Origin of the sequence: Enterobacter cloacae complex sp. P16RS2, from assembly GCF_014982155.1 — a bacterium.
Classification (GTDB): domain Bacteria; phylum Pseudomonadota; class Gammaproteobacteria; order Enterobacterales; family Enterobacteriaceae; genus Enterobacter; species Enterobacter cloacae_M.
On record NZ_JADCKW010000010.1, the window covers coordinates 24,844 to 41,597 of the forward strand.

General features: G+C 53.8%; 11 protein-coding genes and 1 pseudogene. 4 read left to right on the plus strand and 8 right to left on the minus strand.

Annotated elements, in window-relative coordinates; translation table 11 throughout:
- The 3 genes from INF68_RS07160 to INF68_RS07170 are packed head-to-tail and all read right to left on the minus strand — an operon-like array spanning nt 1 to nt 5,106.
- Entirely contained in the window at nt 1-2,118 is a 2,118-nt protein-coding gene (locus INF68_RS07160; protein WP_017384059.1) for a hypothetical protein, read from the minus strand.
- The gene (locus INF68_RS07165; RefSeq protein WP_007897920.1) at nt 2,106-3,872 is read right to left on the minus strand and encodes a hypothetical protein; all 1,767 of its coding nucleotides are present in this window, start codon (nt 3,870-3,872) and stop codon (nt 2,106-2,108) included. Before INF68_RS07165 ends, INF68_RS07160 begins: the two co-directional genes overlap by 13 nt.
- Nucleotides 3,859-5,106: a site-specific integrase gene (locus tag INF68_RS07170; RefSeq protein ID WP_007897923.1), complete on the minus strand. Its 1,248-nt coding sequence runs from the start codon at nt 5,104-5,106 to the stop codon at nt 3,859-3,861. Before INF68_RS07170 ends, INF68_RS07165 begins: the two co-directional genes overlap by 14 nt.
- Nucleotides 5,107-5,719: 613 nt before the next feature.
- On the opposite strand from INF68_RS07170, the gene INF68_RS07175 reads away from it, so the two are divergent.
- Nucleotides 5,720-6,355 carry a hypothetical protein gene (locus tag INF68_RS07175; protein ID WP_023279901.1) on the plus strand — a complete coding sequence of 212 codons (636 nt, stop codon included), beginning with the start codon at nt 5,720-5,722 and terminating at the stop codon, nt 6,353-6,355.
- 135 nt (nt 6,356-6,490) lie between these two features.
- Here the strand turns inward: INF68_RS07175 and INF68_RS07180 are convergent.
- Nucleotides 6,491-7,666: pseudogene (locus INF68_RS07180) on the minus strand (YgiQ family radical SAM protein); the annotation flags it as partial.
- 199 nt (nt 7,667-7,865) lie between these two features.
- Here INF68_RS07180 and INF68_RS07185 point away from each other — a divergent pair.
- Entirely contained in the window at nt 7,866-9,341 is a 1,476-nt protein-coding gene (locus INF68_RS07185) for a TrkH family potassium uptake protein (protein ID WP_045356053.1), read from the plus strand.
- A 30-nt stretch (nt 9,342-9,371) separates the two neighbouring features.
- Here INF68_RS07185 and ftsP read toward each other — a convergent pair whose 3' ends face one another.
- The 4 genes from ftsP to INF68_RS07205 form a co-directional block, all read right to left on the minus strand.
- Nucleotides 9,372-10,784, minus strand: coding sequence for a cell division protein FtsP (gene ftsP / locus INF68_RS07190; protein ID WP_023309186.1), 1,413 nt, complete (start codon nt 10,782-10,784; stop codon nt 9,372-9,374).
- A 58-nt stretch (nt 10,785-10,842) separates the two neighbouring features.
- Nucleotides 10,843-11,580 (minus strand): 1-acylglycerol-3-phosphate O-acyltransferase, encoded by a 738-nt coding sequence (gene plsC, locus INF68_RS07195; RefSeq protein WP_023309187.1) that lies wholly within the window; start codon nt 11,578-11,580, stop codon nt 10,843-10,845.
- 163 nt (nt 11,581-11,743) lie between these two features.
- Nucleotides 11,744-14,002: a DNA topoisomerase IV subunit A gene (gene parC / locus INF68_RS07200; RefSeq protein WP_032659942.1), complete on the minus strand. Its 2,259-nt coding sequence runs from the start codon at nt 14,000-14,002 to the stop codon at nt 11,744-11,746.
- Nucleotides 14,003-14,120: 118 nt separating this feature from the next.
- Nucleotides 14,121-14,522 carry a YgiW/YdeI family stress tolerance OB fold protein gene (locus INF68_RS07205; protein ID WP_193525293.1) on the minus strand — a complete coding sequence of 134 codons (402 nt, stop codon included), beginning with the start codon at nt 14,520-14,522 and terminating at the stop codon, nt 14,121-14,123.
- Nucleotides 14,523-14,661: 139 nt separating this feature from the next.
- Between INF68_RS07205 and qseB the strand changes: the two genes are divergently transcribed.
- Together qseB and qseC are read left to right on the plus strand one after the other, a co-directional pair.
- Nucleotides 14,662-15,321, plus strand: a complete 660-nt coding sequence (gene qseB, locus INF68_RS07210; RefSeq protein WP_193525294.1) for a quorum sensing response regulator transcription factor QseB — start codon at nt 14,662-14,664, stop codon at nt 15,319-15,321.
- Entirely contained in the window at nt 15,318-16,667 is a 1,350-nt protein-coding gene (qseC, locus tag INF68_RS07215; RefSeq protein WP_126785783.1) for a quorum sensing histidine kinase QseC, read from the plus strand. Before qseB ends, qseC begins: the two co-directional genes overlap by 4 nt.
- Nucleotides 16,668-16,754 lie beyond the last annotated feature (87 nt).

Here is a 16,754-nt window from a genome sequence, read left to right on the forward strand (position 1 = left end):
CTATTCATCCTTTTCAAAAAAACGGACAGCATCTGCATAAAAATCTCTCTCAAGCATCAGAAAATCCCTGTCAGCCTGAGGAGCATTATTTCGCACGGCAATCTCCAGAAGGTTGTCATAATGAGCCATCCTGCGTTTCCACACGGGAACAGAATCAGCTCCGGCCAGCATGTTCTCACATCCCGGATTGCAGGACGCTGACTGAACAACCGCCTTAAACTCGCAGTCATGGCCATTCATGCAATAAAAACCGTTTCCAAGAGATACCAGTTTTTGCCCGCCTCGTTTAGCCATGCTCATCGCTTTTTTCAGTGTAGGAAACGTCATCTGATGTAAGTGCCCACCTCTCTGGGACATCAGTAACTTCCCGCCTTCGCCATAAAGCAGGCCTTCATGCTGATAAGAAACAGCCCTGGAAGCTGAGAGTTCGGTATCAACCCTCTCAATCTCGGCAGCGAATGCCTGAGGGATCGCCCGGCTAAAATGCGAAGCGTTGAGTGCACCGGACATATACCACTCCGTCATGCCTCTGATTAAGTGCTTAAACTGCCGGATAAGATCATTAGTAGAAATCAGATCAAGACGCCTGAGGTGTACAGCAAGTGAACGGCGAAACTGATGGGTTCGCAATGGCCAGAAAGCCCCCTCCCGAATCTCCATCGCAACGCGTTCATCATCACGTATGTTTGGATTTAAAAGCCTGAACTCATCAATATGGTCACGTCGGATGAACAGATGGTGTCTTTTCACAAATTTCTTTGCCCACTCAGTCTGGCGCTGCGTCCCCATAAAAGAGAGTTTTTGCTCCGAGAACCACGACCTGATATTTAAAGACAATGGAACATTGTCCAGCGTCTTCCCGTCCAGGCCTGTCATGATTTGATTAATTCTGCGTAAATGCTGAAAAGGCTTTTCCACATAGCGACAAACAACCCAGTCTTCGTGACTTCCACCTTCCGGGGCGAACTTATGCAACACCGAACGAAGTCCCAGGATATCACCATCATAAATCAGTGAACCGTGCATCACGCCAAGCACTTCGCTGTGTCTCATCCCCGACATGGCCTGTATCACATTCATGACTTTTAACGTCAGCTCAAAATGCCAGGTGTTCAGCTTTATGTGATCAACGCCAATAAAATCAGATCTCCAGCGCTTATTTTTATGTACCGAGAACCAGCCCTGCATCCCGGGGCCAAGTGTCGCGAAAAGCGCCCGAATTTCCCCGGCAACAATATTGTAGTAATACGCGGCCCGGTAATCCGGTATGCTTTTTGCTGTCCCTCTTTTACGGGCTTCCAGCATCGACGTATAGTAAGGCGAATCATAAAAACCGTTTATGATAGCGCACAGCCGGGAAAACCCGTCAAAATCGAAATCACTGATTTCAGCATCCAGTTCAGTAATCAGCCCTTCCCAGACAGACATCATAAGACTGAAAGGCATACAATATGTCTGGTTTGAATCATCCACACTGTTGTAACTGTCGAAGCTAATATCAGGAAAGTAACCGTATTTTCGAAGACGGGTATGACCTGTCAGCGAGATATCCGCCAGGTCCATAAAGTAATTACGTAATGTTCTTTCAGAACGCTTCCTGCCGTGCTCATCCTCCTCCTTCATCTTTACAATGAAAGCATTCCGGACAAGCGGAAAACGAAGCTGAAACAGACTGCGATACCCCATAGACTCAATAATACGGGCTCCCGCCACAATGTTTGCACATTTCCGGATCAGGGACTGCGTCTTCGCGGTCCTGCCGACAATCCAGAGCAGGCTGGCTGAGATGATTTTGGCTTCAAGACGCAGTTCAGGATCCCGTATGCCTGAAAAATTAACGGTTCTTAACGTTTCACCAATATGGGTTCTGACATAGCGATTGGTCCAGACATCATCCCTGAAATAAATATTCAGCGTCTCCTCATTAATAAAACGCATATCATGTTCATCTGAGCTGGCGATAACCAGGCAGTTATTCAGACGTTCAAAGCTTTTGTTTTCTAGTGCCTCACAGATGATATCCTCAGTCGGAAACTCATCCCCTGAACGAAGCGGCGTTCCGGCAGGAAACTCCGCCATTCGACTACGGCTTACCTCTTTTTTCTTCAAATCTGCCATACCGGAGCCACACCTTCTCGCTGAAGTTTAACGCGCGCTTTTTTCAGGGTCGCCTCATCTACCAGCCCAAGCCGTAAATCAATCTTCAGGAGTAACGTTTCATAACGCTCCACAGCATTGACCGAACCGATGTACAACGGTTTTCCATACTCGATAGCATGCCTGAATGACAGCAGGAGCCATACAGACTCCAGCGTTTCCACAACGCAACTTTTTGAACATTCGACACAATGAGAAAAATCCGCACAAGCCTTTGGTGTCCGGCCAAATCGTTTTTGCTTTTTTATAAAGCGCAATTCAATATCTGTAGGCGGCTCCTGCGATCGACATCCCAGGCCATTCAATAAAAGATCCACACCCTCATCGCTTCCACGCAGATCGATCCCCAGCTCATCAGCAACTTTTACCCGCTCGGATAACGCACGTGTCGCAATCCCCTGATTCATAAGCGTATCAAGTGCAGCACTGAAGTTTTCCTTCGCCCCCTGTGGGTTACCTGCAGCATAATTCCGCCTGTAAGTGCCCCAGTTATGCTGTGCTTTTTCCGCCGTAATCAGACCATTCTTTAATGTTCTGTCCGTATACTGCTCAGACGTTTTGCGCAAGCCAGAAACGGTAATTGATGGAAGCGAGGGATTAAGCTGCCGCATCGTGGCCCACGCCCCCTCAGAGTTAGAAAATTTAGTCAGATGACTGGGATTAAGAGAATAAAGCTTACGGAATTTCACCTGCGGCTCACTCAGAAACAGCGCCTGTACCGGAGGGAAGTTATCTGCGGAAACCAGATAGTTAACGATGTCGTCCCTGAGCCTGATAAAAGACAGAAACCAGTAATAGCCCGCACGTTTGGTCACATACTCCGATTTACCTATCGTCAGACGTATATACTTATTCGCTCTCCCCTTATAAACATAATCAGTGCTGATACCCTTTTCATCCAGATGTATATCATCCCGCGTCAGACCCAGAACCTGAGAGGTGTTTCCCCATGTGTGGTAACAGAACAGAAAAAAAGAAGTAAGAAAGTAATTTTCCAGAACGTCCCTGATGATGATCTCTGCCCTGCTGACCCCGTTCTCTCCCGGATACCGGAAATACGCTTCATAAACAGGTGCCAGCAAAGACGGTGAGAAATGCCGCACCCCTTTTTCCGATTTAGCGATATGCTCCCGGATACATCCCGCAAGGAACTCATTCATGGATGACAACTGCCTCAGGATCTCGGAAAGTTCATTCCTGGTATAGCTATCCCTTCCCTGCTGCTGATACGTTCCTTTCGGTAAGAATTCATATTCATACCGCCTCTGAATCTGCCCGCCCGTAAGCAAAAACCGGTTGACCACGGACAAGTAGTGTCTTGCCATCCTGACTGAAATTTTTCGCCGACGAATATCGTTCATGAGATGTTTAATATACATTTCAACGCCTTCAGCCGTGCCATAGTCATACTGATTGACTGACTGCCATATAAAAAACATATTGAGATAACGGAAAATGGTTAACCTTCCGGCGGGACGGTAAGACAGAAGAAATCGTTTCAGAGAGGCAATAAAATCGCGTTTTTCAGGGCGGGCAAGATGCGAATGTTCACTAAACCATCCGGGGAGCAACACATAATCTGAAAAATGAGCCTGAAGATAAACGTCAAGTAAATAATATCGGTTCAGATCCCGCTGAGTGATGTGTCCGCTGACCGTCTCCCATGACAGCACATTTTCGGCCATCCACGTTATCTGCGTTTCACTCCGGCTCATATATGGCTCCATCGCGACCTGCAGCACCGTCAATCAATGCGTCCATGACCCCGGCGACTGCATCAGAAATCTGGTTTTGCTGAAGAAAGACGATGTATTTCATCGTCGTATTTTCGCTTTTATGGCCCATCCAGTATTTTACTGTACCCAGCGCATTTGCGGCCTGATCGGGATAGCAACTCAGTGCCGAGCGTAAAAAATGGGTCGCAAACGTTGCCCGCAAATCATGGGGTTTATGTCTGAACACATTTCCCGGAGCAGACCGGGCCAGGCGATGGCGAAAACTGTACCAGCGGGAGTAAAAGGCTTTTTCAGACATCCGTTTCCCGTTTGCCATTAAAAATAAAGGCTCGTGCCGCCCTTCCCCACCCTGTCGTGCACGCCATTTTTGGATCTTCTTTTCATACTCCTCATCCGCCAGATAATCCAGAACCTGCTCGTACAATCGTCTGGTGATGAAGAGTTCTCGCGTCATCCCAAACTTCGTATGAACTCCGCATCTCGGACCAATATGAAGCCCCCTGATGGTCAACTCAGATACAGGGACACTGGCAAGGTACTCTTCAGTAAAGAGTGACGACGGCAGGGTCAGCATTTCATCCAGCCGTAACCCACAATTTTTCATCAGCACAATCATTAAACTGAACAACCCGGACTCAGATTTCAGTGCCTCATCCAGGATATGAACCTCTGCATCATTCAGTGGGTTGATTGTCCTTTTTGTTGTGCTGGTTATCCTGATGGCAAGATCCGAACTTATCACCTTGCGTCGCCCGTCAACGACTTTTTCGACCAACGTAAAAAATGAGCTGGCAGCCAGCTCACCACACTTGCCCAGAAATACGTAAAACCGTCGGATAACGCTGATGTACACCGCCGCGGTGGATGAGGCGATGCGCCCCTGCCTTACGGCCCCCAGAAGATACTCCCTGAAGCCATATGTAGGGCTTTGGTATTTCAACGTTCCCGGGGTGAAAGGGTCAAGTCCGTTATCCTCCAGCCACCTTATCCAGCGTAAAAATGCCCGGGCTAAAGGCTTTAAATCCCTGGCCTGCAGGATAGCTTTATCCATAAGATAAAAGTGTACATATCGGCTCAGTTTTCGATTCTGGATGCCGCTAATATAAGGTATTTCAGCATACAGAAATCCGGGTTCAAATTTCAGTTTCGGCTCTGTTGCATCCAGTTTGCTGACACGCCCATAACGCGCATGAATGTTAGTGATTATCCTCACAGTCTGTCGCCCTGAAACGCCACCTCATGCCTACACTATAAATCCGGAAGAAGAAAAAACAAACAACCAGGTTGCCGGGAGTGAATATGCAAATCAGGAGGAAAGTAAAAGATGTAACGACACCATCACGATGCAATACATTGACCTCAACACGTTACCCGGACCATACGTGATAAACATCACAAATCCTTTGAGTGAAGAACTTAAGATGTGATTTTCATTTCCCGGCACAAACCGTGCCCTTAAAAAACAGGCAACGGATACATCTTAATGCCAGAAGTAAACCTTAATTGATTGAATACAGCCTGAGTCCATTGCAAAAATAACACACAGGGTAAATTCGCATATACAGAACCCAACGAAAAGCAAAAGAAACCTGTAACACATTTCGTTTACCTGTCACTTTCAATTGTAAAAGCCAGCAGAAAAAGCGCATATAACTATATTTATCCCTGCGGGGACTTTTGTTTGTGCTATATATTTTTTACAGAGAACCGCAACGCGTCCAAACACAAGAATATATTTACCTCTGGAAAATGGTCTGACTCCCTTTCACGTGGTTGTAGTGACCTGTTCTGTGATTCATGTAATGTCTTTTCTGGATGAGGAAAATATGTCATCACTGATATTTTATACAGACGAAGCACAAGCACTGATTGTAACAGATACCCTTGCCGTCACCGATAATGGGGAGCCGTTATCTTTTGTTTCCAAAGCAGGTTACATCCCCCAGCTAAGAACCATCATAGCAGGTACGGGGGCAGGTGGATTTTCTAACACCTGGTTGCTTGAAGCATCAACCAGAATGGTCGTATCAGGTATACAAAATCTCAATTATCATACATCGGCCTGTCTAAGGAGGCTGTGGAAACAATACAAGCATGACCATGCAATTCCCTCTTCTTCAACGGTGACAACCAGTGTTTATCAGTTCGCAATTTGCGAGGAAACAGGAAATATCGTTTCGTTCGCCTATCGCTCAGTCCATGATTTCGAATCAGAGCAATTACAATACGGAACAGGAGTAAAACCTGAGTGCCAAATCCTGGATGGGGATTTGTTGCAGACAATTCCTGTAATGATGAATGAACAAAGGGCTATACAGGCGACATACTCACACCCGGAACGGATCCATATTGGCGGTGAGATGATTGCGCATTATCTGACATCATCTATGTATCAATGCTTTAAGATTGGGGAATTTGAGGATTTCAGAACTCAGGGAGAGTATATATTGAGCAGGATTTAGGCAAAACGCGGTTCAGATAAAGTGCTTTTAACAGGCTTGCTGAACATTAAAAGGATATCTCTCAATTACGATGAATAGCTTGAATTCTAAAAATAGAAAAGTAGAGTTTAACTCTAAATACATAAAAACAAGAGTAAACGAACAGCCGCCGAAGCAGCCGCGCATGATGTTGATCGAGAAGCGGATCATCTCATACGCCGGGATACGGGCGTTGCCGTACGCCGGGTGCGGAACGCGTTTGTACGGCAGCGCAAAGACGCTGTCCATCTCTTCGGTGGAGAGCGGGATCGCCGGCGGGTTGATCCAGATAAAGCGCTCGCCGTGCTTCTGCATCAGCGCGCGGGCGCAGCCAGGGTTGGTTTCATGGTGCAGAATACGGGACGCGTGCGCGTAGAGCACCTTGTCGGCTTTCACCTTCTCGTAGGACGGCAGCAGCACGTAGGTCTTTTCCCACGGTTTCGGGCGCGGCGGCTGCACAACGATAGCCTTCGCTTCCGCTTTTTTCGGCTCAACCGGCTTGTTATCGGCACACGGCAGATCTTCGCCGTACGGGTGCGGGATCGGGTCGATTTTGCCCGGCATATCAATGATGCGGGAATCCACCCCGCTCCAGCCCGGCAGCGCCTCTTTCACCATAATGGCGGTATTGCGCACGTCGCGGATGCTGCTAACCGGCTCACCCTGCGACAGACGGTGCGCCACTTCCACCAGCGGACGCTCGCCGTTACCGTAAATCAGCATATCGGCTTTGGAATCCACCAGCACCGAGCGGCGTACGGTATCAGACCAGTAGTCGTAGTGGGCGGTGCGGCGCAGGCTCGCCTCGATGCCGCCCAGGATCACCGGCACGTCTTTCCAGGCTTCTTTACAGCGCTGGGTATAGACCAGGGTTGCGCGGTCGGGGCGTTTGCCCGCCACGTTATCCGGCGTGTAGGCATCGTCATGGCGCAGCTTACGGTCGGCGGTGTAGCGGTTGATCATCGAATCCATGTTGCCTGCGGTCACGCCGAAGAACAGGTTCGGTTTACCCAGACGCATAAAGTCGTCTTTGCTGTTCCAGTCAGGCTGGGAGATGATCCCCACGCGGAAGCCCTGCGCTTCGAGCATACGGCCACAAATCGCCATACCAAAGCTCGGGTGGTCAACGTAGGCATCGCCCGTGACCAGAATGATGTCGCAGCTATCCCAGCCCAGTTGGTCCATCTCTTCCCGGGACATCGGCAGGAACGGCGCCGGTCCAAAGCAGGCCGCCCAGTACTGAGGCCAGGAGAAGAGGTCACGATCCGGCTGGATCAGGGAGATTGCGCTCATAATGCTTCCGAAGAAAAAATAGACAAAAGGAGCGGGATTATACGCTGTTCATCCGCCAGATTTGAAGAAAAGGTTGCATGAAGCAGGCAGATATTCGGGGAAGTCGTTAAAATACGGCGCCCTGATAATTTTGAATCATAATATTCACTATATTTTCCGGTGATTTGCCCCGGAACGTGTTATTGCGCGGAGCTCTGTCGTGAAGCCCAACGATTCGTTACATGTATCCCAGCTGCGGGTTGTCCTTCACCTCTGCGGTTTTCTGGTTCTGCTGTACAGCCTTTCCATGCTGCCGCCGATGGTTATCGCCCTGCTGAATAAAGAGCGGACCTACTTTGCCTTTCTGACCACCTTTTTAACCTTTTTTACTCTCGGAGGGTTAACCTGGCGGGCAACCCGTCACGCCGGCATACAGCTGCGCACCCGCGACGGGTTTGTGATTATCGTGCTGTTCTGGCTGCTGTTTTCATTCATTAGCGCCATGCCGCTCTGGATGGATGACGGGCTACGGCTCTCCTTTGCCGACGCGCTCTTTGAAGGGGTTTCCGGGATCACCACCACCGGGGCAACGGTGATCGGGGACGTCAGCGCCCTGCCTAAGTCGTACCTTTATTACCGCGCACAGCTGAATTTCATTGGCGGGTTAGGCGTCATCGTGCTGGCCGTCGCGGTCCTGCCGCTGCTGGGCATTGGTGGCATGAAGCTCTATCAGTCAGAGATGCCGGGGCCGTTCAAGGAGGAGCGTCTGACTCCCCGCCTTGCCGATACCGCGCGCACGCTGTGGGTGACCTACTTCGCGCTGGGCGTGGCCTGCACCCTGGCCTACTGGCTGGCGGGAATGTCATTTTTTGACGCCCTCTGTCACGGGCTGTCGACCGTGTCGCTGGGCGGGTTCTCCACCCGCAGCGAAAGCATTGGGTTTTATGACAGCCACGCGATTGAGCTGGTCGCCGGGGCGTTTTCACTGCTCTCCGCGTTCAACTTCACCCTCTGGTACGTCGCCATTGTCAGACGCACCCTAAAACCGATTCGCCGCAGCCCGGAGGTTAAATTCTTTCTGAGCGCCGCCGCGGTGATTATTGCCATCACCGCCTGGCAGGTCTGGCATGCCGGGATGTACAACGCTACGGATAGCCTGGTGCACGCCTTCTTCCTTGCCAGTTCGATGATGACCGATAACGGCCTTTCGACCGCCGACTATGCCCAATGGCCCGCACACACCATTTTCCTGCTGTTGAGCGCCAGCTTTTTTGGCGGCTGCGTAGGCTCGACCTGCGGCGGGATCAAAGCCCTGCGTTTTCTCATTATGTTCAAGCAGAGTATTCAGGAGATGAACCAGCTGGCGCATCCGAGAGCGCTGCTGAGCATTAAGGTGGGCAAAAGCGTGGTGAATGAACGCGTCCTGCGCTCGGTATGGAGCTTCTTTTTTCTCTACGTCATGATCACGGGCTTTTTTGTCTGGTCGCTCAATCTGATGGGCTACGACCTGTTCACCGCATTCGCAACGGTCGCCGCCTGCATCAACAACATGGGGCTGGGGTTTGGGGAGACGGCGTCGACGTTTGGCACGTTAACAGAGGGGGCAAAACTGCTGATGTGCGCGGCGATGATCTTAGGGCGTCTGGAAATTTACCCGGTGCTGATTCTGTTCTCGCGCTTTTTCTGGCGGGCATAAACCATTCCCGGCGAACCGGGAATGTCAGGATTATGGCGCAGGGTTGATCAGCATCTGCCCCACGGAGCCCCTGTCCATCATCTCCAGCGTCTGGCTGTGGAACAGGAACGGGAAGTGCGGCCACGAAGGCTGACCATAGTAGACAAGCAGTTCAACCTGACCGTCCACCCAGACAGTATCTTTCCAGCCGCGGTCTTCCGGGAACGGCATCGCACCGTTGACGTTGCGGATCAGGAATGCCACCCCTTCAATATGGAACGACTGCGGCATATCTGAACGGACCGTCCAGCGCTCCCAGGTGCCCTGCTGCGCGGTAATGTCGATGCGGTTGACGTCCCACAGCGCGCCGTTGATGCCCGGATCGTCGCCCAGGCTGATATCACGGCTGCGCACCGGCGAGCCGCTCATGATCTCCTGCGGCAGCAGGCGCATTGGCAGGCTATCGGTCACCAGCGGCAGCAGACCGGTCGGGCGCAGGGTCAGCACCAGGGTCGAGACAAGAATGCTCGACGGTTCAAAGAACCCGCGAATGCGGTCCACAATGCTGGCCGCTTCACCGCAGGTGACAGACACTTCATCCCCATTGGTCATATCAATGAGAACTTCGCGACGTTCTCCCGGCGAGAGCGCCAGCTGTTTGACGGACACCGGGGCCGGTAAAAAGCCCTGGTCGCCGGAGATCACGTGCAGCGGACGGCCATCGCTCATTTGCAGCTGATAGCGGCGCGAGTTGGACGCGTTGAGCAGGCGCAGGCGCACCCAGCCGCGCGAGACCTCGACATACGGGCTTTGCGCGCCGTTGACCAACAGCGTATCGCCGACGAAACCACCGCTGCCCGGCTCGCTGTATTCCGGCGTACCGAAATTATCCAGACGCTTGTCCTGGATGATAATCGGGAAGTCATCCACGCCGTAGTGGTTCGGGATCGGCAGGGATTTGCTGACCTCATCTTCCACCAGCCACATTCCTGCCAGGCCGTTATAAACCTGCTGCGCCGTACGGTTAGGCGTGTTGGCGTGATACCACAGGGTGGCCGCGCTCTGGCGAATCGGCAGAACCGGCGCCCAGTCGGCGCTGGGTGACATCATTCGCGCCGCGCCGCCAATCAACGGGCCGGGCACCTGTAGGCCGCTGATGGTCATGGCAACATTTTCAGGGGTGCGGTTACTGTAGATGAGCTTTACGTCATCGCCATTCCACACGCGTATGGTCGGCCCAAGGTAACGTCCGTTAATGCCCCAGACCGGCGCGCGCGTCCCCTGGGTGAAGGACCAGTGGCTGCGCTGCAGCGTCAGGAAAAGCGGCTGACCGCGACGAGATTCAATTAATGGCGGAATAGGCAGCGGCTGTTGCTGCCCGGCGGCGCTGGCTGTCAGCGGCATCGCACCCGCACAAAGGGCGATCCCGGAAGCCTGAATAAACTGACGCCGACTGAGTGACATATAAGCTCCATCTGAAACGACTAACAACGCGGGAATTCGTTTTCCCTTCAACGCCGGATTAAATCTTACCGGCGGCTTCTCTCTCTGCGACTTCTTTGTCGAGCTGCGCAATATGCTGAGCCATCAGCTCACGGCAGTGCGCTGCCAGCTCGCGCACCTGGTCTTTACCGTATTTGCTGGTATCGACGGGTGGCAGCATTTCGACAATCACCAGCCCGTTATTCAGGCGGTTAAGATTAATCTTATTCGAAGTATTGGAAACGCACACGGGAATAATTGGAACACCTGCCGCAATTGCGGCATGAAACGCCCCGGTTTTAAACGGCAGCAGGCCGCGGCCGCGGCTGCGCGTTCCTTCCGGGAACATCCAGATTGAGATTTTGCGCTTTTTAAAATGATTCACCACTTCCGCAATGGTGCTGTGCGCTTTCGCACGGTTGTTACGGTCGATCAGCAGGTTACCGGTCAGCCAGTACAGCTGGCCAAAAAACGGGATCCACAGCAGGCTTTTTTTTCCCACCGTCACGGTCGGTGGAAGCACGATATTTGCGGCGGTCACCATATCGTAATTGTTCTGATGGTTGGCGATATAGATGGCGTTACCGAAATTCTCCGCCCCTTCAGGCAGACGTTTTTCAACCTTCAGACCAAACAGCGGCGCAAGACGACCGAACATATGGCCAAAGGTGGCAACATGCTTCGGATTACGCGGGCTGAAAAGGCAATAAATAGAGCCGAAAATACAGACCAGAATGCAGTAGATAACGGTAAGAATAAGACGAACAATATATAGCATAGCGACCTCTGAAGCCCCAACAGCTGACAATTATACTTCACCTGTGGCCAGGTAAGGACTTTATTACGAGCGCGTATTGTTAATCGCAACGCACGAATTAACAACGATTTTACGGGAAATTTTATTGAAACTCCCCCTCCGGGCAGAGGGGGATATCACGACATTACTCTTCGCTGTCACCCGCAGCGCTGCGTGCAGGAGAGTCAATCTCCACGCGGTCGATGCGCTGCAGGCCGCGCATCAGCGAGCCGCGGCGACCGCGCTCACCCACCACTTTCTGCAGCTCTTCCGGACGCAGCTTGATCTTACGCTTGCCGACGTGAATGGTCAGCGTACTCTGCGGCGGCAGGAGGAAGAGGTGCGCCAGGCCATCTTCGCCTTTCGCGGCTTCCGCCGACGGGATGTTGATGATCTTATTGCCCTTGCCTTTAGACAGCTCCGGCAGATCGCTGACCGGGAACATCAGCATACGTCCGGCGGTGGTGATCGCCAGCAGCATGTCGCTTTCATTCTCAATCACCAGCGGCGCCATCACGTGGGCGTTGTCCGGCAGGCTTATCAGCGCCTTACCGGCACGGTTACGGGAGACCAGATCGTTGAAGGTACAGATAAAGCCGTAGCCCGCATCGGACGCCAGCAGCAGCTTCTGGTCATCGGCTTCCATCAGCATATGGTCAACCGTCGCACCCGGCGGCAGCGTCAGCTTGCCGGTGAGCGGCTCGCCCTGCCCGCGCGCGGAAGGCAGCGTAATCGGGTCGATGGCGTAGCTGCGGCCGGTGGAGTCGATAAACGCCACCGGCTGGTTGCTCTTGCCTTTCACCGCCGCTTTGAAGCTGTCGCCCGCTTTGTAGCTCAGCCCCGGCGCGTCGATATCGTGGCCTTTGGCGCTGCGCACCCAGCCGCTCTGCGACAGAACAATGGTGACCGGCTCGGACGGCTGCATGTCATGCTCGTTCATCGCCTTCGCTTCTTCGCGCTCGTGCAGCGGAGAACGACGGTCGTCACCAAACGCGTCGGCATCAGCCTGCAGCTCTTTTTTCAGCAGGGTGTTCATCTTGCGCTCGGACGCGAGGATCGCCTGCAGCTGATCGCGCTCTTTCTCCAGCTCGTTCTGCTCGCCGCGGATTTTCATCTCTTCCAGTTTGGCGAGATGGCGCAGCTTCAGTTCGAGGATCGCTTCGGCCTGGGTTTCGCTGATGCCAAAGCGCGACATCAGCGCCGGCTTCGGCTCGTCCTCGGTACGGATGATCTCAATCACTTCATCGATATTGAGGAACGCCACCAGCAAACCTTCGAGGATATGCAGGCGCTTAAGCACTTTCTCCAGACGATGGTTCAGACGACGACGGACAGTATCGCGGCGGAAGGTCAGCCATTCGGTGAGGATCTCCAGCAGGTTTTTCACCGCCGGGCGTCCGTCGAGGCCAATCATGTTCAGGTTGATGCGGTAGCTTTTTTCCAGATCGGTGGTGGCGAACAGGTGGTTCATCACCTGCTCCATGTCCACGCGGTTGGAGCGCGGCACGATCACCAGGCGGGTCGGGTTCTCGTGGTCGGATTCGTCGCGCAGGTCGTCCACCATCGGCAGCTTTTTATTGCGCATCTGGGAGGCGATCTGCTCCAGCACTTTGGCACCGGAAACCTGGTGCGGCAGCGCGGTGATCACCACGGCGCCGTCCTCTTTATTCCACACCGCGCGCATGCGCACGGAGCCGCGACCGTTCTGGTAGATTTTGCGGATTTCCGCGCGCGAGGTGATGATCTCAGCTTCGGTCGGGAAATCTGGCCCCTGCACGATATCCAGCAGCTCGTCGAGCGTCGCTTTCGGCTGCTCGATGAGGGTAATAGCGGCTTTCGCCACTTCACGCAGGTTGTGCGGCGGAATGTCCGTCGCCATACCGACCGCGATACCGGTGGTGCCGTTCAGCAGGATGTTCGGCAGACGCGCGGGCAGCATCTTCGGCTCCTGCATCGTACCGTCGAAGTTTGGCACCCAGTCAACGGTTCCCTGACCCAGCTCACCCAGCAGCACTTCGGCATATTTAGAGAGACGGGATTCGGTATAACGCATCGCCGCGAAGGATTTCGGATCGTCCGGCGCCCCCCAGTTCCCCTGACCGTCCACCAGCGGGTAGCGGTAAGAGAACGGCTGCGCCATCAGCACCATCGCTTCATAACAGGCGCTGTCGCCGTGCGGATGGTATTTACCCAGTACGTCACCGACGGTACGGGCGGATTTCTTGAACTTGGCGGTGGCGTTCAGCCCCAGTTCGGACATCGCATAGACGATGCGGCGCTGAACGGGCTTCAGGCCATCCCCGATAAACGGCAACGCCCTGTCCATGATGACGTACATGGAGTAGTTCAGGTAGGCGTTTTCCGTGAATTCATGTAGCGCGAGGCGCTCTGCCATATCGCTCATTACGTGTGATTCCTCAACTCAGAAACCGAAGGGTTTCAGGCAATGTTGCCGCAGATACTACCTCATCTGATGAATTGAGTCACAAAGAAAAAGGGCCGCACAGGCGGCCCTTTTCGGGTTATTTGTTCAGCTTAATAACCTGCTTCACGTCGATTTCAAACTCGTTCCAGTCTTTATCGACTTTACCCTGCAGTTCAACTTTATCCTGCGGAGTGACGGTCACGCCGTTCCAGCGCTTGTGGTCAATCTCAACTACGACCGCGCCGGACTCATCGCGGAAGGTGTAGCGGTCATCGGACAGGCGCTCGGTAATGTTCCCGCGCAGCTTCACCCAGGCATCGTCCTTCAGGTCTTTCACTTTTGCCGCGGTGGTGAGGTTGGCGTTGTTATCGACAAAACCGCCCTGCTGAGTTTGCGTCTGGGTCTGTGTGGCCGATGGGCCAGTAAAACCGCCCTGAGCAGCAAAGACCGGCGCGGTGGTCATCATCATGATGGCAGCAATTGCAGCGAATTTTTTCATTTTCATCTCTCCCTTTAATGTCGTTTCGCAATCCATTTAACAGGGTAATCCTTAACAACTTCTTAAGGGAAAAATTTATTTATTATTGCTGTACAGCAGGCGCTTACAGAGGGTTTACTGACGGCATCAAGGAGGGAACATGCGTATTTTACTGGTAGAAGACGACAGGTTAATCGGCGACGGTATCAAGGCGGGGTTGAGCAAAATGGGCTTTAGCGTGGACTGGTTTACCGACGGTAAAACAGGCCAGGCCGCGCTCTCCTCTGCACCCTATGATGCCGTGGTGCTGGATCTGACGCTGCCGGAAAATGACGGTCTGGACATTCTGCGCGCGTGGCGCGAAAGCGGGCGCAGCGAGCCGGTATTAATTCTGACGGCGCGGGATGCGCTGAACCAGCGCGTCGAGGGGCTGCGTCTTGGGGCGGATGATTATCTCTGTAAGCCGTTCGCGCTGATCGAAGTGGGTGCCCGCCTCGAAGCGCTGGTCCGCCGCAGCCACGGCCAGGCGCGTAGCGAGCTGCGTCACGGGAAGGTCACGCTCGATCCGACCCGTCTCATCGCCACGCTGGACGGTGAGCCGCTGACGCTCAAGCCGAAAGAGTTCGCGCTGCTGGAGCTGTTAATGCGTAACGCCGGTCGGGTGCTGCCGCGAAAGCTGATCGAGGAAAAACTCTATACCTGGGACGACGACGTCTCCAGCAACGCCATCGAGGTTCACGTCCATCATTTGCGCCGCAAGCTCGGGAGCGAGTTTATCCGCACCGTGCACGGCATCGGCTACACCCTGGGTAAAGCATGAAACTGACGCAACGCCTGAGCCTGAAGCTGCGCCTGACGCTTCTCTTCCTGCTGCTCTCTCTGACGGCCTGGTTTGCCGCCAGCCTGGTCGCCTGGCAGCAGACGACCCACAAGCTCGACAAGCTGTTCGATACCCAGCAAATGCTGTTTGCTAAACGACTGCTGACGATGGATCTGGACGAGATCCGCGCCCCCGAACGCATGCGCGAGATCCCGAAAAAAGTGAAGCACGGTCGTCTGGACGACGACGCGCTGGCTTTCGCCATTTACGCCGTCGACGGCAAAATGCTCCTCAACGACGGTGAAAACGGACGCAATATTCCGTACCACTATCGCCGCGACGGGTTCGATAACGGGCAACTACAGAGCGACAACGACGAGTGGCGTTTTTTATGGCTGACCTCACCTGACGGAAAATACCGCGTGGTGGTCGGCCAGGAGTGGGAGTACCGCCAGGAGATGGCGCTGGACGTGGTCAGCTCGCAGCTGACCCCCTGGCTGGTGGCGCTGCCCGTGATGTTGCTGCTGTTGATCGTCCTCCTGAGTCGGGAGCTGAAGCCGCTGAAAAAGCTGGCGCAGACCCTGCGCTCCCGCTCGCCGGATGCCACCGATAAACTGCCGACGGAGGGCCTTCCTACGGAAGTGCGTCCCCTGCTCGACGCGCTGAATCATCTCTTCGCGCGCACCCAGGAGATGATGACCCGCGAGCGCCGCTTTACGTCCGATGCCGCCCACGAGCTACGCAGCCCGCTGGCGGCCCTGAAGGTGCAAACTGACGTGGCGCAGCTGTATCAGGACGATCCCGAGGCGCAGTCCAAAGCCCTTTCGCAGCTACATGCTGGCATCGACCGCGCTTCCCGGCTGGTGGATCAACTTCTCACGCTGTCGCGCCTGGACTCGCTGGATAACCTTGACGATGTCGAACCGATTCCCCTGGCCGACTTACTGCAGTCAGCCGTGCTGGATATCTGGCATCCGGCGCAGCAGGCGGGCATTGATATTCGCCTGAACATCCATGCACCAGAGGTTACACGCACGGGCCAGCAGCTCCTCATGAGCCTGCTGGTGCGCAACCTGCTGGATAACGCGATTCGCTACAGTCCGCGCGGCAGCGTGGTGGACGTGACGCTGGACGCGCGTAGCTTTACCGTGCGCGACAACGGCCCAGGCATTTCACCTGACGCGCTGGCGCGCGTCGGCGAGCGCTTTTATCGTCCGCCGGGTCAGGATGCCACGGGCAGCGGGCTGGGGTTATCCATAGTAAAACGCATCGCCGCCCTGCACGGGATGCGCGTTTCGCTGAGCAATGCGCCTGAAGGCGGTTTTGAAGTGAAGGTCAACTGGTAGGGATTATTGCGTTTAACGCAAAAGACTTTGCACATTTTGCTCATTTTACCGCACCGTCCTCGCGCGTAGAATACTGGCCATAATCTT